At 65.2% G+C, this 25,641-nt stretch carries 30 protein-coding genes; 5 read left to right on the top strand and 25 right to left on the bottom strand.

Annotated features, from left to right (window positions below):
• Positions 1 to 61: 61 nt before the first annotated feature.
• The 6 genes from IBJ82_RS29535 to IBJ82_RS29510 form a co-directional block, all read right to left on the bottom strand.
• A complete protein-coding gene (locus tag IBJ82_RS29535) occupies positions 62 to 1,660 on the bottom strand; it encodes a ParB/RepB/Spo0J family partition protein (protein WP_194829270.1) in 1,599 nt (532 codons plus the stop codon).
• A 288-nt stretch (positions 1,661 to 1,948) separates the two neighbouring features.
• The gene (locus tag IBJ82_RS29530; RefSeq protein WP_228537874.1) at positions 1,949 to 3,403 is read right to left on the bottom strand and encodes a cytochrome P450; all 1,455 of its coding nucleotides are present in this window, start codon (positions 3,401 to 3,403) and stop codon (positions 1,949 to 1,951) included.
• Positions 3,372 to 4,580 carry an MAB_1171c family putative transporter gene (locus tag IBJ82_RS29525; RefSeq protein WP_194829269.1) on the bottom strand — a complete coding sequence of 403 codons (1,209 nt, stop codon included), beginning with the start codon at positions 4,578 to 4,580 and terminating at the stop codon, positions 3,372 to 3,374. The genes IBJ82_RS29530 and IBJ82_RS29525 overlap by 32 nt, the downstream gene beginning before the upstream one ends.
• Position 4,581: 1 nt before the next feature.
• On the bottom strand, positions 4,582 to 5,094 hold the full coding sequence (locus IBJ82_RS29520; RefSeq protein ID WP_194829268.1) for a hypothetical protein: 513 nt from the start codon (positions 5,092 to 5,094) through the stop codon (positions 4,582 to 4,584).
• Positions 5,095 to 5,121: 27 nt separating this feature from the next.
• On the bottom strand, positions 5,122 to 5,538 hold the full coding sequence (locus IBJ82_RS29515) for a hypothetical protein (RefSeq protein ID WP_194829267.1): 417 nt from the start codon (positions 5,536 to 5,538) through the stop codon (positions 5,122 to 5,124).
• A 5-nt stretch (positions 5,539 to 5,543) separates the two neighbouring features.
• The gene (locus IBJ82_RS29510) at positions 5,544 to 6,251 is read right to left on the bottom strand and encodes a hypothetical protein (protein ID WP_194829266.1); all 708 of its coding nucleotides are present in this window, start codon (positions 6,249 to 6,251) and stop codon (positions 5,544 to 5,546) included.
• A gap of 425 nt (positions 6,252 to 6,676) precedes the next feature.
• On the opposite strand from IBJ82_RS29510, the gene IBJ82_RS29505 reads away from it, so the two are divergent.
• The gene (locus tag IBJ82_RS29505) at positions 6,677 to 7,627 is read left to right on the top strand and encodes a helix-turn-helix domain-containing protein (protein WP_194829265.1); all 951 of its coding nucleotides are present in this window, start codon (positions 6,677 to 6,679) and stop codon (positions 7,625 to 7,627) included.
• A gap of 34 nt (positions 7,628 to 7,661) precedes the next feature.
• Here IBJ82_RS29505 and IBJ82_RS29500 read toward each other — a convergent pair whose 3' ends face one another.
• The 4 genes from IBJ82_RS29500 to IBJ82_RS29485 all read right to left on the bottom strand — a co-directional run bounded on the left by IBJ82_RS29500 (position 7,662) and on the right by IBJ82_RS29485 (position 9,198).
• Complete coding sequence (locus tag IBJ82_RS29500) at positions 7,662 to 8,120, bottom strand: hypothetical protein (protein WP_194829264.1); 459 nt, start codon at positions 8,118 to 8,120, stop codon at positions 7,662 to 7,664.
• A gap of 159 nt (positions 8,121 to 8,279) precedes the next feature.
• Positions 8,280 to 8,642 carry a hypothetical protein gene (locus IBJ82_RS29495; protein ID WP_194829263.1) on the bottom strand — a complete coding sequence of 121 codons (363 nt, stop codon included), beginning with the start codon at positions 8,640 to 8,642 and terminating at the stop codon, positions 8,280 to 8,282.
• Positions 8,643 to 8,647: 5 nt separating this feature from the next.
• The gene (locus IBJ82_RS29490) at positions 8,648 to 8,965 is read right to left on the bottom strand and encodes a hypothetical protein (RefSeq protein ID WP_194829262.1); all 318 of its coding nucleotides are present in this window, start codon (positions 8,963 to 8,965) and stop codon (positions 8,648 to 8,650) included.
• Positions 8,965 to 9,198 (bottom strand): hypothetical protein, encoded by a 234-nt coding sequence (locus IBJ82_RS29485; RefSeq protein WP_194829261.1) that lies wholly within the window; start codon positions 9,196 to 9,198, stop codon positions 8,965 to 8,967. Before IBJ82_RS29485 ends, IBJ82_RS29490 begins: the two co-directional genes overlap by 1 nt.
• Before the next feature lie 151 nt (positions 9,199 to 9,349).
• Here IBJ82_RS29485 and IBJ82_RS29480 point away from each other — a divergent pair, with 151 nt between their 5' ends.
• On the top strand, positions 9,350 to 9,724 hold the full coding sequence (locus IBJ82_RS29480) for a hypothetical protein (protein WP_194829260.1): 375 nt from the start codon (positions 9,350 to 9,352) through the stop codon (positions 9,722 to 9,724).
• A gap of 100 nt (positions 9,725 to 9,824) precedes the next feature.
• On the opposite strand, the gene IBJ82_RS29475 is transcribed toward IBJ82_RS29480, so the two are convergent.
• The 11 genes from IBJ82_RS29475 to IBJ82_RS29425 form a co-directional block, all read right to left on the bottom strand.
• The gene (locus tag IBJ82_RS29475; protein WP_194829259.1) at positions 9,825 to 10,991 is read right to left on the bottom strand and encodes a hypothetical protein; all 1,167 of its coding nucleotides are present in this window, start codon (positions 10,989 to 10,991) and stop codon (positions 9,825 to 9,827) included.
• A 76-nt stretch (positions 10,992 to 11,067) separates the two neighbouring features.
• The gene (locus IBJ82_RS29470) at positions 11,068 to 11,724 is read right to left on the bottom strand and encodes a hypothetical protein (protein ID WP_194829258.1); all 657 of its coding nucleotides are present in this window, start codon (positions 11,722 to 11,724) and stop codon (positions 11,068 to 11,070) included.
• Between the two features lie 16 nt (positions 11,725 to 11,740).
• The gene (locus tag IBJ82_RS29465) at positions 11,741 to 12,205 is read right to left on the bottom strand and encodes a hypothetical protein (RefSeq protein WP_194829257.1); all 465 of its coding nucleotides are present in this window, start codon (positions 12,203 to 12,205) and stop codon (positions 11,741 to 11,743) included.
• A gap of 69 nt (positions 12,206 to 12,274) precedes the next feature.
• Entirely contained in the window at positions 12,275 to 12,901 is a 627-nt protein-coding gene (locus IBJ82_RS29460) for a hypothetical protein (protein WP_194829256.1), read from the bottom strand.
• Between the two features lie 141 nt (positions 12,902 to 13,042).
• A complete protein-coding gene (locus IBJ82_RS29455; RefSeq protein ID WP_194829255.1) occupies positions 13,043 to 13,981 on the bottom strand; it encodes a bifunctional DNA primase/polymerase in 939 nt (312 codons plus the stop codon).
• A gap of 241 nt (positions 13,982 to 14,222) precedes the next feature.
• Positions 14,223 to 14,624, bottom strand: coding sequence for a hypothetical protein (locus IBJ82_RS29450; protein WP_194829254.1), 402 nt, complete (start codon positions 14,622 to 14,624; stop codon positions 14,223 to 14,225).
• Entirely contained in the window at positions 14,624 to 15,208 is a 585-nt protein-coding gene (locus IBJ82_RS29445; protein ID WP_194829253.1) for a hypothetical protein, read from the bottom strand. Before IBJ82_RS29445 ends, IBJ82_RS29450 begins: the two co-directional genes overlap by 1 nt.
• Positions 15,205 to 15,564, bottom strand: a complete 360-nt coding sequence (locus IBJ82_RS29440) for a hypothetical protein (protein ID WP_228537873.1) — start codon at positions 15,562 to 15,564, stop codon at positions 15,205 to 15,207. Before IBJ82_RS29440 ends, IBJ82_RS29445 begins: the two co-directional genes overlap by 4 nt.
• Before the next feature lie 5 nt (positions 15,565 to 15,569).
• Positions 15,570 to 16,424: a DUF5131 family protein gene (locus IBJ82_RS29435; RefSeq protein ID WP_194829252.1), complete on the bottom strand. Its 855-nt coding sequence runs from the start codon at positions 16,422 to 16,424 to the stop codon at positions 15,570 to 15,572.
• 89 nt (positions 16,425 to 16,513) lie between these two features.
• A complete protein-coding gene (locus IBJ82_RS29430) occupies positions 16,514 to 18,100 on the bottom strand; it encodes a DNA cytosine methyltransferase (protein WP_194829251.1) in 1,587 nt (528 codons plus the stop codon).
• A gap of 1 nt (position 18,101) precedes the next feature.
• On the bottom strand, positions 18,102 to 18,893 hold the full coding sequence (locus IBJ82_RS29425; protein ID WP_194829250.1) for a hypothetical protein: 792 nt from the start codon (positions 18,891 to 18,893) through the stop codon (positions 18,102 to 18,104).
• Positions 18,894 to 19,033: 140 nt separating this feature from the next.
• Between IBJ82_RS29425 and IBJ82_RS29420 the strand changes: the two genes are divergently transcribed.
• Entirely contained in the window at positions 19,034 to 19,363 is a 330-nt protein-coding gene (locus IBJ82_RS29420) for a hypothetical protein (protein ID WP_194829249.1), read from the top strand.
• A 154-nt stretch (positions 19,364 to 19,517) separates the two neighbouring features.
• On the opposite strand, the gene IBJ82_RS29415 is transcribed toward IBJ82_RS29420, so the two are convergent.
• Positions 19,518 to 20,522: an RNA ligase family protein gene (locus IBJ82_RS29415; protein ID WP_194829248.1), complete on the bottom strand. Its 1,005-nt coding sequence runs from the start codon at positions 20,520 to 20,522 to the stop codon at positions 19,518 to 19,520.
• An 85-nt stretch (positions 20,523 to 20,607) separates the two neighbouring features.
• Complete coding sequence (locus tag IBJ82_RS29410) at positions 20,608 to 21,225, bottom strand: hypothetical protein (protein ID WP_194829247.1); 618 nt, start codon at positions 21,223 to 21,225, stop codon at positions 20,608 to 20,610.
• Between the two features lie 79 nt (positions 21,226 to 21,304).
• Between IBJ82_RS29410 and IBJ82_RS29405 the strand changes: the two genes are divergently transcribed.
• Positions 21,305 to 21,559 (top strand): hypothetical protein, encoded by a 255-nt coding sequence (locus IBJ82_RS29405; protein WP_194829246.1) that lies wholly within the window; start codon positions 21,305 to 21,307, stop codon positions 21,557 to 21,559.
• 342 nt (positions 21,560 to 21,901) lie between these two features.
• Here the strand turns inward: IBJ82_RS29405 and IBJ82_RS29400 are convergent, their stop codons facing one another.
• Both IBJ82_RS29400 and IBJ82_RS29395 read right to left on the bottom strand, forming a co-directional pair.
• Complete coding sequence (locus IBJ82_RS29400; RefSeq protein ID WP_194829245.1) at positions 21,902 to 22,099, bottom strand: hypothetical protein; 198 nt, start codon at positions 22,097 to 22,099, stop codon at positions 21,902 to 21,904.
• 1,010 nt (positions 22,100 to 23,109) lie between these two features.
• Positions 23,110 to 24,171, bottom strand: a complete 1,062-nt coding sequence (locus tag IBJ82_RS29395) for a hypothetical protein (protein ID WP_194829244.1) — start codon at positions 24,169 to 24,171, stop codon at positions 23,110 to 23,112.
• 146 nt (positions 24,172 to 24,317) lie between these two features.
• Here IBJ82_RS29395 and IBJ82_RS29390 point away from each other — a divergent pair, with 146 nt between their 5' ends.
• The gene (locus IBJ82_RS29390) at positions 24,318 to 25,601 is read left to right on the top strand and encodes a PIN-like domain-containing protein (RefSeq protein WP_194829243.1); all 1,284 of its coding nucleotides are present in this window, start codon (positions 24,318 to 24,320) and stop codon (positions 25,599 to 25,601) included.
• The last annotated feature ends 40 nt before the right edge of the window (positions 25,602 to 25,641 follow it).

Here is a 25,641-nt window from a genome sequence, read left to right as displayed (position 1 = left end):
GTCGGTGAGACCGGAAAAGGGGGCGGACGGATCGGACCGTCCACCCCCGCGTGACCGGATTCTATTCCGGCTCTTCCATGGCCTCGGCGTGCGTGAGCTTGCCCAGCATCACGAGTTCGAGAGGGCTGAGTTCGTGCCCGAGCTTGCCCAGCAGCCGCAGGTAATCGACGCAGTCACGGAGATAGTCGAACTGGCTGTGCTTTTCGGTCGGGTTGTAGCGCCAGTACTTCGGATCGTTGTTCGTCACCATCATCGCCTCGAGCGCACCGACTGCCAGCACCAGCGAGATCACGAAGGCGCGGTCCTCGGGCAGGGTGTCGGCCAGTGTCACCAGATCGGTGGTGCCGAGCCACTCCTGGGCCAGCTTGCGGCCGTGGTACTTCGACAGTGATTCCGGGTCGGCAGCAGTACGGGTCGCCGCGAAGCGTTGCACCCCAGCCGGGAGATCCTTGGCCGGGTTCATCCAGTTCTGGAGCTGGGTAGCAAGCCAGAGGCGCCGCTCGGCGGTCTCCGCGCGCGCGGCCTGATTGGTCTTGATCACCAGCTGGCGGGCGGCCTTCGCGGCAGCCCGCTTGGCAGCTTCGTCTTCGTCACTCGACGTCGCCGAAGCAGCATCGCTCGACGAACTGAGAACCAGCCCGACCGCTTCGAGATCGTGGCAGTAGTACACCGGGCTGTACACCACCTGCACCTCGACGTCGTCGAAGTGCACGCGATCCTCGGTCGCAGCGAACTGGGGCGACCATCGAGTTTCGAAATCGATCTTCCACTGGGTGAGTCGCTCCCCGTCGCTGACCCGGCAGTATGTTTCGTCCTGCTCCAAGAACACGCCGAACGCTGATGCGTTGCTGTCGGTGATGAACGTTTCCTGTACCTGCTTGCCCTTCTTGGTCCGCAGGTGCCACAGGCGCGTGTACTCGGTGCTGTTGTAGTTGGGCTCGGTGTCGATGATTCGAAGTCCTCGGGCGCGGTAGGGCTTCGCCTGCTCTTCGAACTCGGCGTCGTCCTCGTCCTTGCGCTGGGTGATGCGGAGCTGTCGGTCGAAGCGACCTTCCGCCGCCGCTGCAACGAGTGCCTCAACGACCTCGGGGCGGCCTGCCTCGGCGTATTCGTCGACGATCGAGGCCTGCATCAGGTCCAGCCCGTTGTCGACGGTGGCGCGCGCTCGTGTGGATCGTGCGACGCGGCCGATGCGCTTGGCTTCGGCCAGCTCGATCGCATATCGCGCGGCGATCTCGTCATAGTCGACGCCGAGATCGAGCATCTCGCCGACGAAGTAGATCTTGTCGGTATCGGAGAGCTTGCGCGCGTGCTGGCCGGTGTTGAACTGCAGCTGCAAGCGGGCCAACTTGCCCTGTTCGGCGCCGAGCACTTCGACTTTCAGGCAGGCCACGCCTTGTTCGCGGGCGGCGCTCACGCGGTGCGCGCCGTCGATGACGTCGTAGTTGCCGTCGGAGCGCTCCATGGCCAGCACGGACTGGAAGTTGCCGAATCGGGCCAGTGACTCGGCGAGGCCGGGGACCAGGTCGAGGTTCGTTTCACGGTTCGGCCCGAGGACCAGGCGCTCGACTTCGACCCAGATCGACACGGCGGCAACGGTGCCAGGGGTCGGGTTCACGGTGGGCTCGGCGAGTTCGGTGGTGGTGATGGTGTCGGTCAAGGCATTCCTCTCGCGTTGGAGGGATGCTGCTACGATTCGCAACATCCCTCCCTTCTCGGGTTGGGGGTTCTGGGCGGTCGATGTGTCCGGTCGCGGCTTCTGCCGCGATTCATCGACCGCCCACTCTCATGTTCAAGGAGTGTTTTCCCAGATCAACCGAGGTGTCCGGCCTGGTCGATCTAATTAATAGTTTACCCGATAAAGGGGCTGTAGCCAAATCGTGGCAGTAGAAAACTGGGCTGTCGCTGAGGTCGGCTCGCGTCTGCGCGCCGACCTCAGCGCCGGTGACTAGCGGCGTGTAACCCGCAGCTTGAAGCCTCGTGGCTTGAGGGTGATCTGCTCGGCGATGTCGAGTTTGTAGGCGGGATCGTGCTCGAAGTCGAACTGGTGCAGGATGACGGTCAGCGCGAGCATGATCTCGTGGTAGGCGAATTGGCGCCCGATGCAGGCGCGTAGCCCGGTCCCGAACGGTTTGTACACGCGGCGGTTGTCGGTCTCGGCGAGGTTGGTCCTGAGCCATCGGTCAGGATTGAACTGGTCCGCGTCCTCGCCCCAAGCGTCTTTGTCGCGATGGGCTTGCAACGTAAGGACGAATACCCACTCGCCGGGCTTGAAGTGGTAGCCGTCGCCGATGGTGACATCGGTGATCGCCTCCCGGAAATACCCGGGGGCCACCGGCCAGAGCCGCAACGCCTCATCGACAATCCGGCGGACCGAACGCAGCTTCGCCACATCCTCGAACGCGATGGTCGGCCGGTCTCGGCCCGGGAATCGCTCGTCGATCTCAGCGCGAGCCTGTGCAACGGCACCCGGGTTGCGCGCGAGCTCGTACAGAGCGAACGCGAGAACACCTGCGCTGGTCTCGTGGCCGGCGACGAGGAACGTCAGAATCTGGTTGCGGATGTTGGTGTCGTCGAGCCGTTGACCGGTTTCGGGATCGGGCACGGTGAGCATGCGGTCGAGCAGATCGCCGTGCTCACCGACGGTGCCGGAGGACTTTCGCGCGGCGATCACCTCGTCGACGATCGAGTGCACGGCGAGGATGTCGCGCTTGTGCTGAGCTGCCGCGCCACGGCCGAACGTCTTCTGCAAGAACGGGGGGAGGTTGGCGTTGAAGTTGATGTAGTGCAGGCCACGCAGCATGGCAGCGACAAAGGGGTGCGGTGTCTCCCGAGTGAACGACTCGAAGTCGTAGCCACCGAACCCTGCTCGCGCGATTACCTCCAAGGTGAAGCGGTTCATGTCATCGGCGACGTCGACCCACCGGTCGGCGCGACCTTCCCAGTAGGTCAACAGCTCGTCCGCGACGCCAACCATGGTGGCGTGGTAGCTGCGCATCGCCTGGCCGGTAAAGCTCGGGGCCAGGATATTGTGCGCCTTGTGCCAGTTCGGTTCGCCGTTGTACGCGGTGAACAGGCCGTCCCTCGCGACAGGCCTGAGCTTTTTGAACACCACACCGACGTGCTTGGTCCAGTTCCGCTCGTCGTTGATCTCGTTGATCATGTCGGTGCCCGAGACCACGACCAACGGGAAGCCCACGATCCTGCGCTCATGGATCTTGCCGAGGGCCTGTGCGTCGTGCCACGACATCTGCACCGGCTTGAGCGGCTTGACCGTCAACAGGTCACCGATCAGTGGCAGACGTCCCCACGGGTGCGGCAGGTTGCGTTTGGGTGGGGTGGTCGTTGTCGTCGTGGCCATTGCGGTGCTCCTATCGCGCCATGGACTGAATGGGATGTCCATGGTCGTGGGTAGTGATCAAGCCGCGGGTGCGCGGCCATGCGTCGGCGAGCGCCAGCAGCTGCAGAAGCTCGGTAGTGAGATCTCGTGCTCCTGGCTGGATTTCGGTGCGCGAGGGAGTGAGATCCAAGCGCGGGCGGGCGCCGCCGTTCTTGGCCGTGATCGCCTCGGCGATCCGGTGGGCACCGGCGGCCGGGTCAGAACCAAAGTCGGCTAGTTCGGTGGGGCCGGTTGCGTAGCGCTTGAGGTGCGACAGGCTGTCTCGGATCTCGACGGTCATCCGGTGCAGACGCAGGGCGGAATCGATGCGCCGCTCGCGGTGGAGTGGAAGGGCGAGCACGATCTCGGGAACTGCGGCCGTCAGATCCGCCCAAAGGGGGCGCAGACGCCGACAGTATCGACCAGGCTGGTCCCAGCCGAGTCGGGTAATGACAATCGAGATCAGGGGCACTGCTGAGCAACTGCTGGCAAAGAACGTGGAAGTGGTGAAGGCCCATTTCTTCCGGTACATCTCGGGGTCCAGGACAGGGGTGTCGGTGAGGACGGCGGCCGAAATTTCTACGACGTTTCGTATCGAGTCGTACACGAGCCCAGCCCCGACACCGAAAATCACGATGTAGACCGCTCGCTCCTGCCAGGTGAGGTCTCCACCGCTGCTCAACTCGCGCAGGCAGACCCGACCCATCAAAAACGACGTGGCACCTATTGGCGCTCCGAAAGCTACCCACAGCGCCATCGTCGGCCAGCCGAGGGCTTGGTCGATGTGCACGCCAGCGTTGCGCGCGGGTGTTCCCGCAATCAGGATGACCACGGTCACCATGAAGGTGACCAAGTAGTGCCATCGCTGCCTGGTCCACGTCCGGCCCGGATCAGCACCTGCCCACAACTGGGCGATCCCGGTGAGGTTGGCGACGATCAATACGATCGCACCGAGCGCGAGCTGCTCCGCGAGATTCACCGTCTGGCGTGCAGCGAAAGGCAGTAGCCAGGCCAACGACTGCTCGAAAGACGCCGCGAACCATCGGTTGTGCAGCAACAACCCGCACAGGGCGGCCGCAAGGGCGCGGTTGATCAATCTGTCGACGTCGGAATCACCAAGGAAACGCCGCCGGCCGAGAAGTATCACTGCGACACCCACCAGCAGCAGCCCGGACAGAAGGCCTGGAATGGGAGTGGTCATCTCACCGATGTCCGCCGCGGAAGAACGTCGAACGAAGCCGACTCGGCTTCCGCTCGGGCAGCATCGCGTGGACCATCAACAGGCCCGCGAACATCTCGGCCTCTCGCTCGCGTTCGGTGCCATAGTCCTGGCGCCGCAGCACGCTGCGAATGCTCTCTATCGACAGCGAAGGCATCAGATCGCTCAACGTCAGCGCTTCGTCGGCCTCGACCGAGTCCGCTCCTACGTCATCGTGCCCGAGCAGCATGTGCCCGATCTCGTGGCAGATGATGTGATAGGCATGAGACTCGGTCTCGCCGCCGTACATGATGACATCGTCATGTTCGCGAGCGATCCACAGCCCACTGCCGGTTCCACACCCGGTTCCCGCCAGCGCTTGCGCGTCGATCGGAAACAGCACGATCGGGCGCCCTCTGAGCTCGGCTACACGGTTGACGTATTCGACCGGATCCCACGGGTAAGGAATCGGTGCTGCACGTATCAGGTCATCGAACTGCTTTTCGTTCATCGTCATCGTCACCCCCCAGCCGGTCGCGGCCGACTATCGCCTCTCGTCTATTTCTGCCAGTTGGGACAGCGCTGCTGCGAGCTTCCCGGAGTCGACATTGGCGCCTCGCAGCTCAAGATGTGTGACCCCAGCGTCACGCGCCACAGCCAGCAGTCGCAGGTCCCGGTCGATTATGGCAACAACATGCGGCTCGGCGCCCAGATAGATCGCGGGCACCGAGAAGTGCTCCGCGACACCGGAAATCAGGTCGTCGGCGCCAGTCCCGTCGTCATGCCCGCCCTGCCGAAGGCGGATGATCTCCACGTCCTCGACGTTTCTGCGGATGAGGTGGCTGACAGACTTCGCGACGTCAGTGACGGATTGTTCCGGTTGTGACCTCGAATGGAACGTCCTGAACAACTGGTTGACCCTGACACTCAACGGTGGCAACGGTGAACTCTCGCTCGGCATGCGTGTCACCTCCTCTGCTGCTTGTCCCGACGCTCGAACGTCAGCTGCAAGTCCGCCGGGATATTCTCGGCGTACTTGCCTCCGGCGAGGTATCGCCGATGTAACCGATCCTCAGCGTTCGGGTCGTCGCTCGCAACGGGAGCCGACAGCGCTTCTCCGAGTACGACCTCCAAACCGGCGTGAAGAGTTCCCTCCTGAGTTCGATTGCGCGCCATCATATCTGAGACCCATTGACCCACAATCAGGTTGACCTCGTGATCAAGGCCCGCAGCGATCCCGCGTAATGTTGAAGGTTTGAGTTCGCTGCCGCCCTCGAGAATCGCGTGGAGATCTGCTTGGATCTCCATCAGACCGGAAATCCGCTCGATCGGAATCTCGACGGCGCCACCGGTCAATCTCAGTGACTCGCTCTCTCGCTGCTCATCTTCGAGCCGGGCGGGTTCGGCCGCGTTCCAGTAGGCGGCCGCCGCTGAGCCTGGTACCCACCGCAGCGACTTGTCGAGCCGATCGAAGGTCACGGTCTTCGGGTTGGTGATCTTTCCGGCCTCGACCTTGACCATCGTCGGCTTGGACAACCCGCCCGCAGCCGCGATGGCGGCAAAGGACATGTTGAGCTGCTTCTTGCGGCGGTCGCTAACGAACCCCGCGAGAATCTCAGCATGTCCTCCTGGCATGGGGACATCGTAGCGATAGTTGACCAAAGTTTCGCGCACATCTCCCTGTTCTTGCCCGACCCTCAAGGGTCTTTGGTCATTTTTAACCGATATTTCTTGCTGGTAAGTCCTGATCGTGACTAGGCTCGGCGGTGTCGCTCGCCGGGTGCGCCCGAAGGGTGATGGGAGACAACAAGAATCGAACGTACGGGGGAGAGATGTCGAGGAGACAGAACAGGGTGCGTCGGGCCGGTCCACGGGAGTATGTGTCGGAGATCAGGCCCGTTCACAGTTCAGATGTTCGGGACGAGCTCACCGCGGTGTGCGGACAGTACGTTGATGCGCGGGGGAGCGTCAGCGGTTCGGTCACGCGAGCGGTTGGTGGCGTTAGAGCAGGTTCGTGGACGCAGAGGCATGAACATCGGCTGGCGCCGCGGTTCGGCTCAACCAATCGCAGCGATCACCGGCGAGGGAGCTGAATTCTGATGCCACCGCCACGGCCGAACCCGGTGTTCGGCAAGTACGTCCAGATGATGCGGACACGTCACAAGGTGATCCGGGGCAAGTCCGGACCTCGCCCGATGAGCCGAGAAGAACTCGCCGCGGCGCTCAATATCTCCAAGTCGCTGGTGGAGAAGTGGGAGCTCGGTGAGCGTCCTCCCACACCGGAACGGCTGACTGCCTGGTTCACCGAGCTGGAAGTTCCGTACTACTTCCGCCGCAAAATCAGGCGGCTCGTCGGCTATCCGGATCCACCCGAGGTACCGGCATGGCCATCGGAGCTGGGCGAACTAGCGCAGCGCCATCTCGATGACTTCCGGGGTCCGGCGATGATCCAGGCGGTGCCACTGCACTACGTGTACGCGGTGAACGCGGCGTGCCGAGAACTGTTTCCAGGATTGGAACCGGCGCCCGCCGATGCCGATCGGCCAGCCAGTTTGCTGGAGTGGCTGTTCTTTCATCCCGGTGCGAAATCCGCCTACGACGCGCGAGATCGCTTCGCCCAGATCCGGTCATTGCTGTGCCAGCTGCGGTTGGAAGCGCCCGGCGTTGTTCCGCCGGAAGAGATCGAGGCGGTGCTCGCACCACTGCGTGCTTCGCCGGACTTCGATGTCCTCTGGAACAGTCAGCTCGGTGATTTGTCTCCGTACGCGGCGCCGATAGTGCGTGTACGGGACAGGACCGGGGCATTGTTCCGGTACTCGATCAAAATGAGCCGAGATGAGTATCCGCCGGGTCCGTACGTGACCCACCACATGACACGGCTCGACAGTAGCCCGCTGAATGTGAAACAAGCTGAACCCGGGGCAAGGCCTGCTCACCTCGGCGGCGGCCAGACAACCGGACCTCGCTCACGACTACTGACACTGGGACCACCAGCGGGAGATCGGGGAGAGCCCCTCTCTGGTGTCATAGCCGCGATGGTGACGCGGTAGCACCCTGCTGACAACCAGCCTGCTCGTGGGAGTTCTAGCCGTAGCTCACGAGCAGGGTGGTGCAGAGGTGGGTGGCTCGCCCCGTCGCGATCTTGTCGTCGATGTCGTCTACCGAAGCGAACGCACCGGTGACGATCTCGACGACACCCAGAATATTGTCGTCGTCTCCTGCCACGGCCGAGAACTCGAAGGCCTTGAGCCAGCTGTCATTCGTCGGCATCGTTCCTGCGTAGAAGGACCCGCCCGGCGAGCTGATAGACAGTTCGTCAGTGGCCACATTCAGTGTCGCTTGCCATCCGGACGCTGGCGTCAACGAAACGAGGGGGAACCCCATCGGCGCACCGCCGTGGCTCCTGATGAACATCTCGACGACGTCAACCCGGTTTCCGACCGGGTCTTCCGACCACACCGACACCGGCTGGATCAAGGCGATCAGCGCGCGCCCGCGCAGGATTCGGGCCTGGGCCTGAATCATCGTCGGGTCATTCGACACTGGCGGCTCCTGTTCGACGGATCACTCGAAACAGTCTCTCATGCAACACAATTGAACTGTTGTGACAGCCGGTCGGACAGTAATGCCTGTTCGATCAGTGACTCAGCACGGAGTCCGGGGATGGGCCGACGATGATTCACACGCTTCACAGCGAGGTCGTCAGTTCAGTCGGCCGCGCGCCCGCCGCAGTTCGACGAGGTGGGCACGGTCCTCGTCGTCGTCGAGTCCGTTGACCTCGCGGGCGACCAGGCGCATCTCCGCGCCGAGCAGCTCGCGCTCGATCGTGGTGCAGTCCGGGAGCTCGAAGTTCGACTCGGTGCAGATCCAGCCCCACCTGTCGATGCCCGGCGTGGGGACGGTCGCGATCAGCTCGCAGACCGGCTGGGCGGGCCGGTAGCCCTGGTCGATCAGTTCCTGTTCGGCGTCAGCCCAGTCCTGGTGCTGCTCCGGTGTCCAGTGCGCTCGCGGATCCGCGCCCCAAGGCAAGTCGCGGTGTTCTGCTCCGCCGTCCATGTCGTCCACCAGGATCAGGGTCCGAGGATGGCGCGGATCTGGTCGGCCGCGCGGCGTGCGGCCGATTCGTCGAGTACCGCGATCGGGCTCTCGGCCTCAGCGAACCAGGACGATCCGACAGTGAAAGGGGCGCCGGTGAGCGCGACCCCGACCGGGCCGAGGTCGCAGATGATGGCGTTGCCACTGAGCGCATCGGAGACGACTTCGACAATGACGTACTGGCGGCGGATGCGGTTGAAATCGTCGCTGCTGACGATCAGGCACAGCATTCCACCGGGCAGCACCGATCCCGACGGGGCGTTCCACACCTCGCCGAATCTGGGGTTGGGCATCAGCTGGCTCGTGCGCGGCTGATCAAGCTCGCGGTCAGCGCGCTCGCACGGTCGGGGGTGTAGCCCGCGGCGTTGAGGGTGGCGGTGTCGGCGGCCAGGCGCCGGCGCATGTCGTCGGCGCGGACCAGCGATGCCAGGTACTCGGACCGGCCAATGCCTTCCTCGTCCGCACGGCGGGCGAGAATTTCCAGAGTGTCGGGGTCGAAGCTCACCGACGTCTTATGTCCAGCCATACCGCCGATGGTACCGCCAAGGAAGGTACAGAGGGTGCCATCGGCTGTCTGCCGCTGATCTCGCCTTCGATGAGTGGCGCCCGATCGCGCCGAGTAGCACTCGTCGAAGTTATCGGGTAATCTATTTATTAAGACGATTTAAGGAGCCCCGATGCACTTCCTGTCACCCGCTACCCCCATCGAGACCTACGCGTTGCCGCTCGACGAGCCAGCGAAGGAGTGGGAAGTCCAAGCCAACGCCCGAGACGAGAAGCCGATGAATGACATCCTCGTGGACTTCGCCGAAGAGATGACTTTCCTCGACGCATACCGCCAGATGCTCTCCGAGTTCACCGAGGGAATCAGCGTCGTCCCGACCTACATGCAGGTTGTCGACGGACTTCGTCAGTACGGTTTCGACCTGGTATTCGACGGCAAGGTATTCGGCGACGCAGACATCACAGAATGCGAACCATCGGCAGCCCGTCGGGATGGGACCTTCAGTCAGTGTGTCAACGCCAGCGAGTTGACGGATGGTTCGCGGTGATCAGGCGGCCGTCGTAGATGTCCACCCGCGAAGCTCGCTGTGTGCGGTAACAGCAGTTCGGCCCCGCCCCTCGGAAAGAGGAAGCGGGGCCGAACTGTTTCTACTGGTAGGCCAGGGCCCGCGCGTAGGCGCCGACGGCGCTCAGGGCCCCAGATTCGAGCTGATCGGCAAGCTGATGCTGCAGGTCTGCGTTGGCGGTGCGGGTGACCGGATCTTCAAGAGTCCAGGTGGGCGGGTACTCATAGATCGTGCCGGTGAAGACCGCATTGGCGCGCAAGGTCCGCGCCAGCCACTCCCGTAGTTTGGGACGGGTATCGACGAACTCTAGCGCCTCGGTGGTGCTACGCAGCCGCAAGTCTGCTGTGGCGGCCGCGACGCCCAGAACCCGCTCGATCGAGAACCGCGCAGAGCAACCGTTCTCGACAGCGAGATCGATCGCGGCCGCCACCGATGCCCGGGTCGAGAGAATGTGCAGATCAACTCCGGCGACCGCCGCGACGACCGGATCACGATCTTCCCTCCCGGCTTGGGTGCCGGTCGTCTCGCTGAACGCAGTGCCCAACACTGCCGCGCGTAGCCGCTCGGCCCGTTCCTGCGGGTAACCGGCCGCCAATGCGTGGCCATAAACTAGGCGCGCCGACCGCAATTCGTCGTAGCCATCTTCGCTGTCGGCGCGGCGGCCGTTGCCGTAGACAGCGTCGCTGAACACGTCAGCAACCATCGCGCCCAGGAACGCCGAGATGCCGCCGCCGCAGGCGAGGAAGTGTCTGTGCAGCACGGTCACGGCGTCCAGCAGCCCGAAACCATGGTGGTAGTGGGCGTACGCCCCGAACTCCGCTCGCTCCAGGTCACCCACGATCGGGTGTACACGCCCGGTCACCGGACCGCCATAGAGGGTCTCGACGACGTACATTCCCGCGGCTGCCACTGTCATCGCGCGCTCGGCGTCGGGATGCCGCAGGACCATGTCAGGCAGCACAGCGCACAGACGCTCACGCTGATCGATGGTCGCGGTGTCAGGCAGTGGTGCGTCCGGATCGTGCAGCCGGGTGCGGATCGCGGCGGCGCCGGCCACTGCGATGGGGTCGGAGCTCTCGGCCAGTGTCAGGTAGCGGTGGGCCAGCTTGGGGTCGATATCGACCGGTCCGGCCGGGGTCGAAATTTGAAAATTGTTGGTAGCCATGGTGTTTGCCTCCGCGATCAGGGTTTGTTCTGGGCTACGTCCACGGTCACACGGGTCTGGAAACAGAACCACGTACAAATACACATTCAGACAACTTGGTCCGGGCTGGGTGCTTGAGACCGGCCGCAGACCGCAGGGCAACATCGTGGTCAGGGCTACTTCACCTGTACCGGCCTTTCGCCGCACGGCATTCGGGGCAGCGGCACCGGTGCCGCTGATAGCTGTGATACGTGCCGTGCGCGATCTCAGGATTCCGGCCAGCGAGCAATGCCGCGTCCAGCCGTGGCCCCCAGCGACGGTCGTACTTCGCCAAGGCGAGTGCCTGTGCCCACGTCACCTCGAACTGAACAGCCACCGACATCGGGTTGCCTCCCTGCGCGAGAGCGTCGAGGAAACGCTTACGTAGGTAGGGATCGAAGGCGCGGCGTGCGCGGCGCCGCCGTCGACGGCGTTCAGCGAGGTTGTGAGCGTCAGCGCACAACACGCAGCGACAGCCTCGCCGCCACCGCGCGATGCCGTGCCCGCTCTCACGGGCGCGCGCCCGATCCACCGCCTCCGCGTTGCTCACCACCTTCGCCGTCGTGCACTCCTCGCACCGGCAGCTGTAGACGCTGTAGCCGCTGGCGGTGCCGTGGACTGCGTCGGGGTGAACGAGGCGGCCGTCGATTTCGACCCGTTCCGCGACGCGGGCAGCACGCCACGCACGCAGGCGTTCGAGCTCGCTCACAGGTTCTGCGGGGTCGGCCGGTGAGCGGAGTGCGTCGAGGTCACCTGCGGCCGCGAGAGCGTCGTGATAGTCGTCGAGATAGCTGCTCATAGCGGTGGCGTGCGGCTCACAACGCGGGTGTGCGCGACGGGCGAGCCAGCCCGACCGTGACCAGTGCCGCGTCGTAGTCGTCGCGGTCGGCGAGGTTCCAGAACCGTTGCACCGCATCGAGGACCGCGTACCCCTGGCCCGGGTGCCAGGAACGCGCGAGCGCCATCAGCTCGGGCAGGTCGATGTCCCACTTCTCGCCGAAACCGTCCTCGGCCGCGTCGTCGAGCTCGTCCGCGATCAGATCGCCCGGGGCATGCATCCACGTCTGATCGATCAGGGTGGAGTTGAGCACATCGCACAGGCACAGCGCTTGCCCGCGCGACAGGCGCACCGTGGACAGCTGCGTGGCCAGGAACGCGAACCAGCGTTCGAGCTGGGTCGCGGCGACAGTGCCCAACGCGACGCCGTCGTCGTGGCTGCGTTGAGCGAGGTTGGTGTCCAGCGGCGGGACCATGCGGAAGGCGATGCGTTCAGAAGCCATGGTGAGGAACCTTTCTCAGAAGCCGAAAGGGGGCCAGACCGGTGTGGCCTGGCCCCATGGACGGTCGGGTCAGTCCTGCTCGCGCAGTTCGTCGCGGCAGGTGGTGAGGTATTCGAGGGCGCCCATCAGCACCGTGTGGCCGTAGTCGGATTCCTCGACGGCCTCGGCGTCGAGACGTTCGGCGAGGACGGCCAGTTCGTCGTCGGTGGTGGTGGCGGTGATTCCGAGGGTGGTGATCGCCTCGGCGGTGGACAAGCAAAAGTCGGCGGCGTCGGCCTCGGTGACCAGGTCTTCGTTGCGCCAGGCGAGCTCGCGGGGGTGATCGCCCCCGCACAGTTCGCCGATCTCTCCGACCAGGTCCTGCCCGGTCTCGGTGCTGGCCGCTCCGACCATGTTGGTGCCGTTCCACACCACCGGCCAGTCGTCGAGGAGGGCCTGGGCCAGCGGGGTCGCCTCGGCGAGCAGGCGGTTGGCTGCGGCCGCGGTCAGGGTCGGGATGCGCCAACGGATGGTGCGGCCGTGGTACACCGATGCGGGGACCGCGTTACCGACCTCGCCGTTCCAGTCCGCCGACAGCTCGCCGGACTCGGCGTCCAGGGCAAGGAAACACGTCTGCGGTGCTTCTTGGCCGGGGTAGTGGCGATGCAGGGCGGCGGGGTCGGATTCGTCGAGGGTGTGGACCGATATCGTGGTCATAGCTGCAAACTTCCTTTGCGGCGAGGACGGCTACCAGCGGGTGCAATCGCCTGGTGGCCGTCCGCTTTGGTTTGGTCCCCTCAACGATAACACCCTGTTGCACAGCTGTGCGACAGGGTGTTATCGGGTGATCTGTCGAGGTCAGGATGCTTCGAGGATGTCGGCGATCCAGTCCGGTAGGTCGGCGATGTCGTAATCGCGGGCGATGGAGTAGCGGCGCGCGCCGATGAGCGAGTCCGGGCCTACGACGTACCCGCCACCGCGGCCGGGGACGCCGGGAGCGCGGACGTCGATGCCGGGCCCGAGACCGGAGCGCCCACCCGAACTCGACTTGATCACACGCTCGGCAGGTGCCCGGAAGTACAGATGCGACCCCCCGGAAGGGGTCCAGACGGCGAGGGTTCGGGGGCGCTTCTCTCCCCGCGCTTTCCACAGCTTGTGCCAGGTCTCGACACCGTAAGCGCCGTCCTCGGTGTCGGGGACGTCCAGGTCGAGCACGACGATGCCCGAGGCCGCGCAGCTGACACCGACGTTGTCGCCCTCGCGCCATACCGCCTGGACTTGGGCCAGATCCCCGCACGCGGTGTGAGGGTCGGCTCCAGGAGCGGGTTGTTTGGTACCCGGTGCCAGCGCGAACACCGACAAGCCGCGGCGGACGGCCTCGTTCGGCCTCGGCGGTGCAGGAGGGCAGGTGCACACATCGTAGGCAGTCTCGTTGGCACCGCACCCTTCGCAGTACCAGTCGTCGTCCTCGTCGGGTTCGTCGTCTTCGGCGGCGAATTCGTGGTGGCGCCACCCGGTGCATCGGCCGTTGTAGCAGCCGCAGCCGGGGCATTCGGGGCAGACCATGCCGTTGGTCCAGCCGCATTCCTCGCAGAAGGTGTGGTTGGCGGGGTTGTTCATCTCGGCGAGGGCTTCGGCGTAGGTGGTGATCCACTCGAAGGTCTCGAGGTAGTAGCACAGCGTTTCGTGCTCGTCCGGGTCCGGATGGTCGAGCAGCGCGATCGCGTCGTGGTGCTTGATCTCGAGGCGGGTTTTGAGTGCGGCCAGCGCGTTCTTGCGGGCGTGGTCGATGGGCATCACAGGCTCCTGACGGCGGTGATCCCGTGACTCACCGCAGCAGGGTCAGAGTCCGACTGCGACAAGGGAAAAGCAGAGGAAGGTGGGGTTCGGCGCGGTGCACCTTCGGGAGATGGTGATGCGCGATCACGGGCCGCGCATCGTCCCGGGCCTCGAACCGGGCCCACGGTATGAACCGCAGCCGACACTGTAGACGCCCCCACCGACAAGGTGAGAGCGTCTACGAACAAACGCCGGCGGGTCAGGTGGTAACCGAGGGGGCAGGACCGTGGTGGGGGCGACCCACGATCGTGCGGCGCTCCACGATGAGTCCGAGCTTCTCGGCGAAGGCGATCTCGGCTCGGGTCGAATCACCGACGTAGCCCGTCTCGTCGCTGACGACGACGATGCGGCGGGTTGCGAGCCGGATTTTGGCGCGGTGCAGCTCGTCCAGCTCGATCTTGGCCAGGGTGTCCTGGTCGCTGGAGGGCACGACGCAGAATGGCGCGAGCACCACGATCCCCTGGGCGGTGAGTTCCGCCGCAACGGTGAGCATCTGACTGAAGAACCGCATCGACCCACAAAGGGTGACGAGTTCTGCCTGCACGTCCGACACGATCGCGTGGTGAGCGCGGAAGTCAACGGTGAGGTGCGCGGTGCTCATCACAGCTTTCCTGTTCGGTCGCCGGTCTGTGGATGCGCCGAACCGTGGCGGTGACCCCCGACGACTGGGTATCCGGTGTGATCGGGGTTCCACCAGCACGCGAGTTCGGTGTACTCGGCGACGACGCCGTTCCAGCCAGCGCTGTCGGCGTCGTGGTGGTCGTTGATGTGGGTCAGGTAGAACCTGGGCCCGTCTCCGAGCGCGGGAGTGTGCACGTCACAGACGGCGAAAACCGAACTGTCAGCGGGGATCTGGGCCAGCTCGTCTCGGCGCTGTGAGTGCACGCCCTGGCAGATGGGGTGTTCGCAGTCGAGGTGAGCGATGTAGTCCAGGCCGACGAACAGCAGACCCCGGTCCCCGATCTGAGGGGCGATGACCCCGACCAGCAGCCGCGCAGGGTCGGCGGGGTTGGGTATGGCCAGGAAGACGCCCGGTACCTCGATGGGCAGGTCGGCGCGGTAGTCGGTGTGGGGGAAGTGTCCGGCCAGGGCGGCGGGCACGATGCAGCAGTCCACGCGACCGCCCTCGTCGTCGAGCAGGTGATCGAACAATTCGCGGTGGGCGGCGCTGATCTCGAATGTCATCGGATGGTTCCTTCGGGGGAGTGCGGCTGGGCGTCGAGGTAGCGCCAGCGGATGCGCGTCACCTCACTGGCAGGAGTGCAGCCCTTATGGGTCGCGCAGAAGAACTCGACGAACTGCTTCGGTGTCATGTCGGGAAAGCCTTCGGCGCGTACGTCTTCGGCGGTGATGGCGTCGAGTGGCTCGCGGCGGATATCGAGGACTTCCACGTCGACGATGCGCACCAGCGGTTCACCGCGGCGACGGCCCATCACCTTGCGGCACAGCGTCACCCGCTCACCAGGACGCAGGTACGCCCAGCCCATGCGACGGGTCACGGACTTTTTTCGAGCCCGAACCTGCTCCTCGGTCAAGCTCACAGACATCAAGCGTGGCATCGGGTGTCCTTTCCGGGGAATTCGCTCCAGGTACGGCCGTCGAGCTCGCGACCGGAGGCTTTCGGGGTGCGCCCACCCCACTGTTTGAAGAAGAACGCCGTACCCGCGCCGACGCACTGATCGCGCAGATCACGCACCCATTCGGGGTCGATCGGGCGTGCGCGCGGCCCGGATTCGCCGCCGACGATCACCCAGTCGATCGCCGGCGTCGGGGACCAGTCAGCGCACTCGCCACCACACGCGCACTCGAAACGGTCGCCGTCATCAGGCCACCGGCACGCGCACCCGCCTGAGCAGCGGTTCGGGAACAACCATTTGTCCAGGTCGATCGGTCCGAGTAGCGGTTCGCACGACAGGAACCGCACCGCTGCCGGGGTGGCGAGTAGGTCGTCGATGCGGTGTGTGGTCGCCCCGTTCTCGACTGAGGTCCCCAGCCACAGGTTCGGCGGGAACACCAGGCCGCGTTCAGCCAGGCGCCGGGCGCGGCCGGGACGCTTGGTCAACACCTGGTAGGTGTGCTGCGGGGTCTCGGCGATGACGTCGAACACCGCCCGTACGAACGACTCGCTGACCTTGGCGTGGAACAGGTCGGACATGGAGTTGACGAACACCAACCGCGGGGCGCGCCAACGGCGAGGGATGTCGAGGGCGTCGGGGTGTTCGGTGACGGCGAACCCGGGCCCTGACGTGCGCGGGTCACCATCGGCCTGGTACTTCGCCGAGCCCATCGCCTTGAGCCGCTTGGACATCGCCAGCGCATAGCAGTTGTCACACCCGGCGCTGATGCGATCGCACCCGGTGACCGGGTTCCAGGTGGTCTCGGTCCATTCGATACCGGTCATTGCCTGTCCTTCATGGGAATCTCCTCGAGAGTGAGTGAGAGGATGAGCGGCGGAACCGGGGTGTTAATGGCACCCCGGTCCCGCCATTTTCAGGAGGCGAAACGCTCGATGGTCTCGCCGGTGATGGCCTCGGCCAGTGCGCAACCCAGCACCTCCGCTGTCGGCGGGGTGACCGCGTTGCCGTATCCGGCGGCCTGCGTGCGCTTGTCGCCGATCGGCTTGAAGGTCGAGCGGAAAGCCATGCCGTCGCGGATCTCGTCGGGATAGAGCATCCGGAAGGTGCACTCGGCGAGCAGCCGATCCGGATCGACACCGAGCAACCCGAACCGATCGCGGGTGGTCAAGGTGCCCATCGGGTCGGTGACCGGCCGCGTGACCCCGGTGCGGTAGTAGGGCACCAGCAGCTCCTCCCGCACCTGCTCGGCGCCGGGAGGCGACACCAGGCCGTGGTGAAACCCGCTGGCGGAGAACGTCGCCAACGGCTGGTCGACGCCATAGATCAGCTTCTTGGAGCCGCCGCCGCGCAGTGAGGTCAGAAACGGCGGGATCGTCACCCCGAGCTCGCGGCGCGTGGTCTGCGTCGGCATCGGCATCGCCGTGGTGCGGGCGTGCTGGGTGGATCGCTTGCTGGTCTGCACCAGCATCGGCGGCAGCACCAGCCCGTCGGTCTCGCGGGTCGTGCGAGTCGACATCGGCTCCGACAACGGGGTCGCGGCCTTGCGCCAGGTCCCACCGGCCGGGCTGAGCATCGCCTCGCCCGCGTACTTCTGCAGCCCGATCCGGATCCTGTCGAGTGTCGCGGCCGCCAACGGCTTGGTGCGCTCGCCGATCTTCTGGCCGGGGTCCAGATCCCAGTTGATCGCCGCCGATGCCGGGGTCGTGAACGGTTCGACGACCTGGTAGGCGCAGGTCTTGGACGGGCACCGGTAGACGTACTGGCCGTGAGCGCCATAACGGCCCATCTCGACGCCGGGTTGCTTCCAGGACTGGATCGCGTCGACAACCTTGTCGCAGCGGTCGCAGAAGGCGCGCGGACGCAACCACTTGTTCAGATCAGGCTTGCGGCCCAACGTTTTCAGCCAGTACATGACGTACAGGCGGTCTCGTGACTGCGGCGCCGGGGAGCACACGCGCGGCATCGCGTGCATCGAGTTGAGCGCGATGACGGCGACCTCGTAGCCGGGGCCGATCTCCTCGATCGAGCGCCGCCACTCGGCCCACTTGTCCCACCGGCGGCACTGGATCACGTTTTCCATCACCCCGCCCAGCACAGGTGTACCGCGCCCGGCCATCGCCCGCAGATAGCGGGGGATCTGCTCGATCAACGCCCGCGAGCGCGCCTCGGCCGGGTCCTCGACCAGCTCACCGAGGGTGGTGTCTTCGATGAGCGTGTACTGGTTCGACTGATCGAAATGACGCTTCTTGCCCGCGGCGTCGGTCCACGCCGGGCACGCCGGCGACGCCCAAAACAGCTCGGTATAGGGCAGTTTCGCCAGGTCGATCTTGCGGACATCGCCGGGCGGCAGATGGTCGGCGTCCGGGAAGTTGAGCTGGTGGACCTCCACACAGATCGGGTTGTGATTGCCCGCCAGGCTGGTCGTGACACCGGGGACAGCGTCGAATCCTTGGCTGTCGCCGCCCCATCCGGCGAAGAACACTGTCGACCGCAAGCTCATCTCAGACGCCCATCGCGAGGTCGGACATCTCGGCCAGCACGGCGGACACGGTGTGGCGCCAGTGCGTCTCGAGATCGGCCAGCCCGTTGCTGTTGGCGTAGGTCAGCATCGCTGACTCCGCACGGGTCAACCGGCGGGGTGAACCGAGCACCTCCCACACCGAACGAGTGACATCGGCGGGGGCGTAGTGACCCGACCCGTCACCGGTGACACCGAGGTAGACCTGGTAGGTGCCACAGCTCAGCTGAGGCGTGTGTGTGCCGTGACGGCGGTTGTAGTCGAGGACTTCGATGTGGTCGGGGTTGGTGGGATTCATTCCGTGGGTGAGCAGGAAGCGTCGCAACGCCTTACGTGCATGGCGACGGGAGTGCCAGGGCGTGGTGATCACCTGCTGGATGTGCCATTCGAGCAGCAGCGGGCTGGGATCGCAGAAGTGCTCGACCAGCTCGGCGGCCAGCCGATACGCGCGGGCCTCGGCGTCGGGCGCCGACGTGAAGTCCCCGTTCGACGTCAGGACGCGTGCGACGTTGTGCAGGTCCAGAACCGCGACGTTTTTGACGCAGCCGTAGAAGCCGTCATCGGCGACGTCCCACAAGGTCTCGGCATCGAGGGTGTGCCCGAGCAGGTCGGCACGGACCGACTCGCCGATGAAAGCCGCGACCAGGGCGACATCGGCGAACCACAGGCGGTCGTCGCTGTCGTGCCAGTCGCAGACGAAAGGACCCTCGTAGTGGCTGGGCTCGGTGGCGGGGCAGGGGCAGTAGGGCGCAGTGGTCGAGTCACGTCGGGACATGAAAGCTCCTTGCAGTTTCAAAACTGTGCAGTAATAAAACTGTACAACGCGACTCGGCATACTGCTACAGTTTTGGAACTGCAAACTTGTCCTAGACTCGTCGTCGACGCTGTGAAGCACTGACAGAAAGCGACTTCCGAATGCCGGTCGATCCGACCCGAACCCGCCCGGTCGAAGACCTCGACCTGGCCGACCGATCCGCGCAGATCCGCCAGGCCCGCGCCAGCGGTGAGAAGCCTCCCGCCGGTCGCCTCCTCGGCCTGCCGGAACTGCCGGACGGGGACGTGTGGGTCGACATCGCCGGTGTCGAGGCGATCACCGAAATCCCCTCGCGCACTGTCTCGGGATGGATGGCGCGCGGCGGGCCGAAAAAGGCCCCCTTCCCCGCTCCGCACCGCGTCCTGTATCGCCTCTACTGGCCGCTGTCGGTCCTCGAGCAGTGGCACGAGGACTACACGCGAGGAGCCTGACCCGCACGCGCGTCCGCACACTGTGTGCGGGAACAGCAGTTCGGCAAGCTGGTGCTGCAGGTCTGCGTTGGCGGCGCGGATGACCGGATCCTCAAGAGTCCAGGTGGGCGGGTACTCGTACACCGGGGCGCGCGGCCCCCGAACAAGCCGGTGTTCAGTGTTGGTCGGTGTCTCCGGCGGGCTCGCCGGGAAGACCTATCTCGCTGGGAAGTTTGTCTGTGCGGATGGCCTTGAATGAGGGGTGCCGCAGGCCCGCGGCGCTGGCTTCACGATGGTGAATTTCGGCAATGATCACTGGGTCTACCCACCATGCCGCCCGCGACAGTTGTGCGGGCACCGGGTCGGCGACCGGGCTGGTGTCGCGACGCAGTTGATCCAAGGCGGCACGGATGTGGTGGCGTGCGGCTGCGCTGAAACCACTGCCTACGGTGCCTATTACGCGAATCCGACCTTCGGCGTCGTAGCCACCCAGGACCAGGGCGCCAAAGGTTGCGGCGTTGGGTCCGGTACCTGGAATGGCGCCGAGCACGATTGCGTCCAGACTCTCCCTGAGCACTGCCTTGATCCATGATCGCGACCGGCGACCGGCTTCGTAGGGGGATTCCAGCGCTTTGCTGACCAGACCTTCGGCATGTCCGGCCGCGGCCGCGAGCAGCAGCTCGCCGGGGTCGTGCTCGGTGAGAAGCCACGCCGGAGGGACACGGACCCGGTCGCCGTCGTCGAGGCCGAGATCGTCGAGCAGTGACCGACGCTCGCGGTAGGGCAAGGTCCGGATCGGCACCCCGTCGGCGAGGACGTCAAACACGACGTACTCGACACGGATGGCGGCGATCAGGGACTTCGAGGGCCGCCCGACATGGAGTCGACGCTGCAATCTCGAGAAGGACGGCACATTCCCGGTGGTGGGGTCGGGGGCTATGACCTCACCGTCGAGGACCAGGCCGCGCCCGTGTGCGGCGGTGCGTAGTGCGTCGACGAGCTCGGGGTAGCTGCTCGTGGTGTCACGTAGCGTCCTGCTGGCCAGCAAGATGGTTCCGTCGGGCGAGCAGCGTGTCAGGGTTCTCGCGCCATCGACCTTGAATTCCGCGGCGTAGCGCGCTCCGGGCGGTGGCAACTGTCCGGAGCTGGCCAGCATTGGCTTGGGGATCGCGAGATCCACCCTCTCAGGCTAGTCCGCGACCTAGCGGGCGCCGGGGACCTCGCCGTCAAGACCGTGTCCGCGCCGGTTCGTGCTCGCGATCGGATCACAGGCGACGATGGAAGTGCAGGTTGCTGCCCGGGGATGCGCTGAACCCGCGTGCGTGGAAGAAGGCGCGGCGCCGCCAGCGACCGTGTGGCTCGGTATCGAGGACCACGGTGATTTCACGCGCTGCTAGGGCGCGGGACCGACGGGCGAAGGCGTCGATCAGTGCGGTGCCAACCCCGCCACCTTCGTGCAGTACGCCGACGAGCGCGATGTGCCCGGTGCGCGGGGTTCCGGCGAGGAAGCCTTCGAGGTGGTCGGCGCGGACAGCAACGAGGCGGATGACGCGCGGATCAGTACCGTCGGCGAGCCGATGCGGTGCAGCGAACTGGCTGTCGCGCAACCGGTGGCGGGCATCGAGGTTAGCGAGCAGCTCACGCAACTGTTCGGGCTCCCCAACGACCTGTTCGACGACGATCCCCTCCACCACGCCAGGGTGCCACACACCCGAATCCTCACTGGAGCGTGATGAATGCGAGAAAGAAGGTCCGCATGACGCGCCGCCTCTCGCGCGTAGCTGTTCGAGGCCGACGCGCACCGCGGCCATGCGTAGCTGCACCCGCCAGTCGTCAGGATCGTGCCCGGCCTCGGTGAGTGCTTCGCGATCGTCGGGAGTCATATTTGGTTGGACGTAGCGAGATAGCTTTCAGTTCCCGGCAATTCGGACGACTTTCCGGCGCCGCAGTAGAGTCGGCGCTGTGAGCGACACTCCCGACCAGGACGACCACATCCTGGAGCAGGTCGACCTCCTGCACGCCGCACATCGCCGCGGCGACGGCGAGACCGCCACTGCGATCCGCGACCTAGTCGACAGCTACGGCCTCGCCGCGATCACCTCGGCGATGGCAGCCCGCGACGTCCACGCCCGGCTGGGCGTTGAGCTCGAGTTGCTGCGGCTGGTCGGGCCCGCCGCTCTGTATGGGCGCGCCGGCGGACCAGCTGCGCGACCGTAGGCCGCGAACACCGCCACCCACGCCCGAAGGCGGGCAGCGAACGCCAGGTCGATTCGCATTGCGGCCCGATTCCTCGCTACTACCCCCGCCTGCCCTTGTCGGAAAATTTCCGCCCCAACAAGATCAAACCTTCTCCGGATAAGGTAGTTTGCCGATGAGTCGGAATTATTGCGGTCGCCGCTAGGGTTGACAGCCGAACCGCTTGGCGAGACTTTCGCGGATCTGATCCCAGCGCGAGTAGATGCGGATGTGGACGTCGCCAATCTTGGCTGTCCGCAGTGTCATCGGCGTGCCCTCACCGCCCGAAGGAAGTGAGGGCACGCATCGACGTCTCAGTACTGCCTACCCCTTGATAGAGCTGCGGTAGGCGACGAAAAGGCCCAAGACCGCGACCAAGACGGTGACGGCGGCTTCCCACCCGACCAGCACACCGGCGGCCGTGGCGAGGGCAACGGCCAGACCGAGGGCCAGCAGCGGGTGGTTGTCGGGCGACTCGGGCGGTTGAGGGTAGGAGTTCTCCCTCGTTGGCGTTACGCTCATTAGTGCTCCATAGTTCAGAGTTGCATGCTCGGACGGATGGACGAAATAGCTGCCCTCACCTGCGGTAACAGGTGGGGGCAGCGCCATGTGGTGGTGCTTCGGTCCTTGCGGGCCCGACGGCTACAACGTTAAACCCAGATAAAGCAAGAGTCTATGCGCCACGCCAAAATTCATGTGGTTTAGCACACCTCCAGCTACTTTGACGGAGGCGACCCTCCGGCGACCCACCCCCGACGTGAGGGTGAGCCGTGATCACGCGCTGTACCACGCCGCCCAGTTGTTCAGCAAACCTATATCCACAGATATTTCAATGAATTGATTTCAGTTCATTCACGGGCAGGTTCGGACCGGAAATAGGCCGATTCCCGAGTCGGACGTAAGCATCCCCCAGTCCTGAGACTTCCCTCGTCGCGAGGCGATGCGTTCGCTACCGCCTCTAGGCTCGGAGTCGCATAATCGGCAGGTCAAGGACGCTATACGCGCGCTCGACGGTTCGGGGCGGTCACGCTCGCACCCATCACGCGCCGAGAGATTTCACTGACCGAAGAGCGCAGGTCAGGTGCCGCCAGTCCGAATACGGTACGAGCCGAATAGGACTACGCCAGACGATTTCAGAGAATATATCGGACACCAGCCACGCCCATCGAGCCAGGCAAAGAATAGGATTCAATGCCCATCCCGATCGGTGCGGAGTAGAATTATCCCACTAATCATTCTGCGATCGAATGCTTAAATTAGTTCGCCCGTCGAATCCCTCACCAGTTGATATTTCCGGGCGAGCCATGAACACGCCCGCTGTCTAGTATTTCCGTCGGCGGCAAACTCTGAGCCGTTCATCGCGCGGCGGGTGGATGGCCTCCAGCACGCCCTGCTCCCCGCAGCGTGCGGGGGCCCTGGCGCACAATCTCTAGTCGCTGAAGTCTTCGAACTTTCCATGTCGGGCTGTTCCTCGATCAGCCTCCAGATCAATTCGACATCAATCTGTGGCAATCGGTCTGGGGCCTCTGTAGCTACTCGGGGGTGAGTCCTTGGGTTCGCATTGACTCGCGGCTGAGGTCGAGCAGAGGGTCGGCGATGGCGTCGAGCCGGGCGAAGAGTTCGTCGAGGTCGTCGCTGATCTCGCGGGCACGGGCACGGGCGGCGAGGCCGCGTGCGTAGTAGTCCGGGTCCAGATCGACGGTGGCGGCGGGGATATCGAAAGCCATCCGTGTGGCGACGATCTCGGCGACCTCGGCGCCGGTGAGTGGGTCGAGCTCGTCGACCACGCCATCCGCCAAGCCGCGCCCGTCGAATCGGGTAAGCAAGGGCTGGTCGGCCCATTCGGCGAGGAGCTGGTGGATCGGTTCGGTCATGTCGTCCGGAGCGGTGAGGAGGCGTTCGAGCTCGATGTGGCCGGTGGCGCGCGGCGCGTAGGCGAGCACCGTGGCCCAGCGCCGAATGACCGCGACCGGACAGGTGATGGGCAGGCCGGTCGCGGTCAACTCCACCAGCGGTTGGCTGCCGACAATCACGACGGTGTCGCCCAGGATCACATCACACTGGCGCAACCCGGCGATGGTGTCCCAGGACAGCCCCGCCGCCGCCAGGTGCAGGATGATCGCGTCGCGGCGGGCGGTCAGGGCGTCAGGCCAGCCGGTGACCGGCAGGTGCGGCAACACGGACTCGACTCGGGCGCGGTGGCAGGCGAGGCGCTCGGCGCGCGGTGGTCTCAGGACGCGGCGCACGGACTCGGCCTCAGTCGGTGACGGTAGGCCGAGAAGCGTTTTCGTGCTCGGGACCGGTTGCGGGTCACCGGATTCGCGGCGTGCGGCGCGGTGCGCGGCGGCGACCGCGGTGGCGCGGCCGCGTTGGGTGGTCAGGGTTCCGGGGTAGGCGGTGAAGTAGGCGAGCAGCACCTGCGCCGTCGCCGGAAGCACCCGGTGCCCGTTCGCGACCGCCCAGCACGCGAACTGTGTCCACTCCCGATCGTGTTCAGGCCGTAGGCCTTGGACCCGGGCAAGGATTCGGTCCAGTTCGGCGACGGCCGGGTCGATGTCGGTTTCGGCGTCCCGCCCGTCAGGTGTGTCGGTCATCGCGATCCAGTCTTACAGCAGGTCGACACAGACAAGGCGGTGGGCATTGACGAAGACGCCAGCCACCAAACCTGGGTCGGGATCGACATGTGCGAGATCCGAACCCCGCGGCGGGGATGCGCGCCACCGACCGTACTCTTGGCCGAATGCCGAACTCTCCTCGCGCAAAGAAGAACTCGAAGGCCGCAGCCGAAAGGTCCACGTTCCGAACCGAGTTCGCGGGCTACTATCCGCCGACCGACGACGACCTTCGACATTTCGTCACCGAGGGCCTGGTCGTGCTCGACACGAACGCTGTCCTGGACCTGTACCGGTTCACCGACCCCACCCGCGAGGAGTACTTCGCCGCTCTGGAACTCCTGGGCGAGCGGCTCTGGATCCCGAATCGAGTCGGTGAGGAATTCCACGACCGGCGGGCCTCGGTGATAGCGGACCGTCAAGGCATTCGAGACGTGATCAACGATCAAATGGCCAAGCCGATTGCGGAGCTGGTGGCGATCGCGGCTCACCACGCCCACCGTCATGGGCTCGACCAGAAGGTCGCGGCCGACGTCCGCGACGGCGTGCGCGCTGCTGTCGACACCATGATCCGCGAGATCGAAGGAACCGTCGGCATCACCATCGACCTCGATGCCCACCCGGACTCGGACCCGATTCTCACACAGCTCGGCGAGCTCTTCGACGGGAAGATCGGTGCTGCATTCGGTGACAAGGAGGCCGCCGCAGCCCACAAAGAGCACAAAATCCGCCTCGCGGGGCACATTCCGCCTGGCTACGCCGACGTTGGTAAAGGTGAGCGGGCGATCGGGGACTTCCTGGTATGGAAGCAGACGATCAACGAAGCATCCAGCCGGGGGTTGCCGGTACTTCTTGTCACCAACGAAACCAAGCCGGACTGGGTATTCAGCGACGGCCACTACACGATGCCTCGCGTCGAGCTGGTTCGAGAGATGAAGAAGCAGGCCGATTGCGAGTTTCATCTGGTCGACGTCCAGACCTACCTCGGCTTGGCCCGGAAGTATCTCGCCGCTCAGGTCAGCGACGCGGCGGTCGACGAAGCCGCAGATATCCGCCGGGCCCTCGCGGCGGTCACCTTCGACCATGGTGCAGGGTTACGCCAGGGCGTCGCGGCGGCCGGTCTCGACTCCATCTCGTACTTCCGCCAGGCCGCCGCGGCGGCCAACTTCGACCCCGGCGCAGAGGTCCGCCAGGCCCTCGCAGCGGCCAACTTCGACCCCAGCGCATATTTCCGCCAGGCCTTCGCTACGGCCTTGTTCGACCGCGGCGCATCTCTCCGCCCGGCCCTCGCGGAACCAGGTTCGGACCCGGCACCGAAGACACTGCCGCCGCAGAAGAAGAAGGCTGCGCCAACAGCGAAGAAGTCCACCACCGCGAAGAAGCCCGCCACGGGAGACAAGCCCGCCGAGTGAGGATGGGCGCCGCGCCGCCCAGCTGATTCCGATTTTGGCT

The organism is Nocardia sp. XZ_19_231 (assembly GCF_015355705.1).
In the GTDB taxonomy this organism is placed as follows: Bacteria; Actinomycetota; Actinomycetes; order Mycobacteriales; family Mycobacteriaceae; genus Nocardia; species Nocardia salmonicida.
The sequence above is the reverse complement of the archived record's forward strand: the minus strand, read 5'-3'. Positions and strand labels throughout refer to the sequence as shown.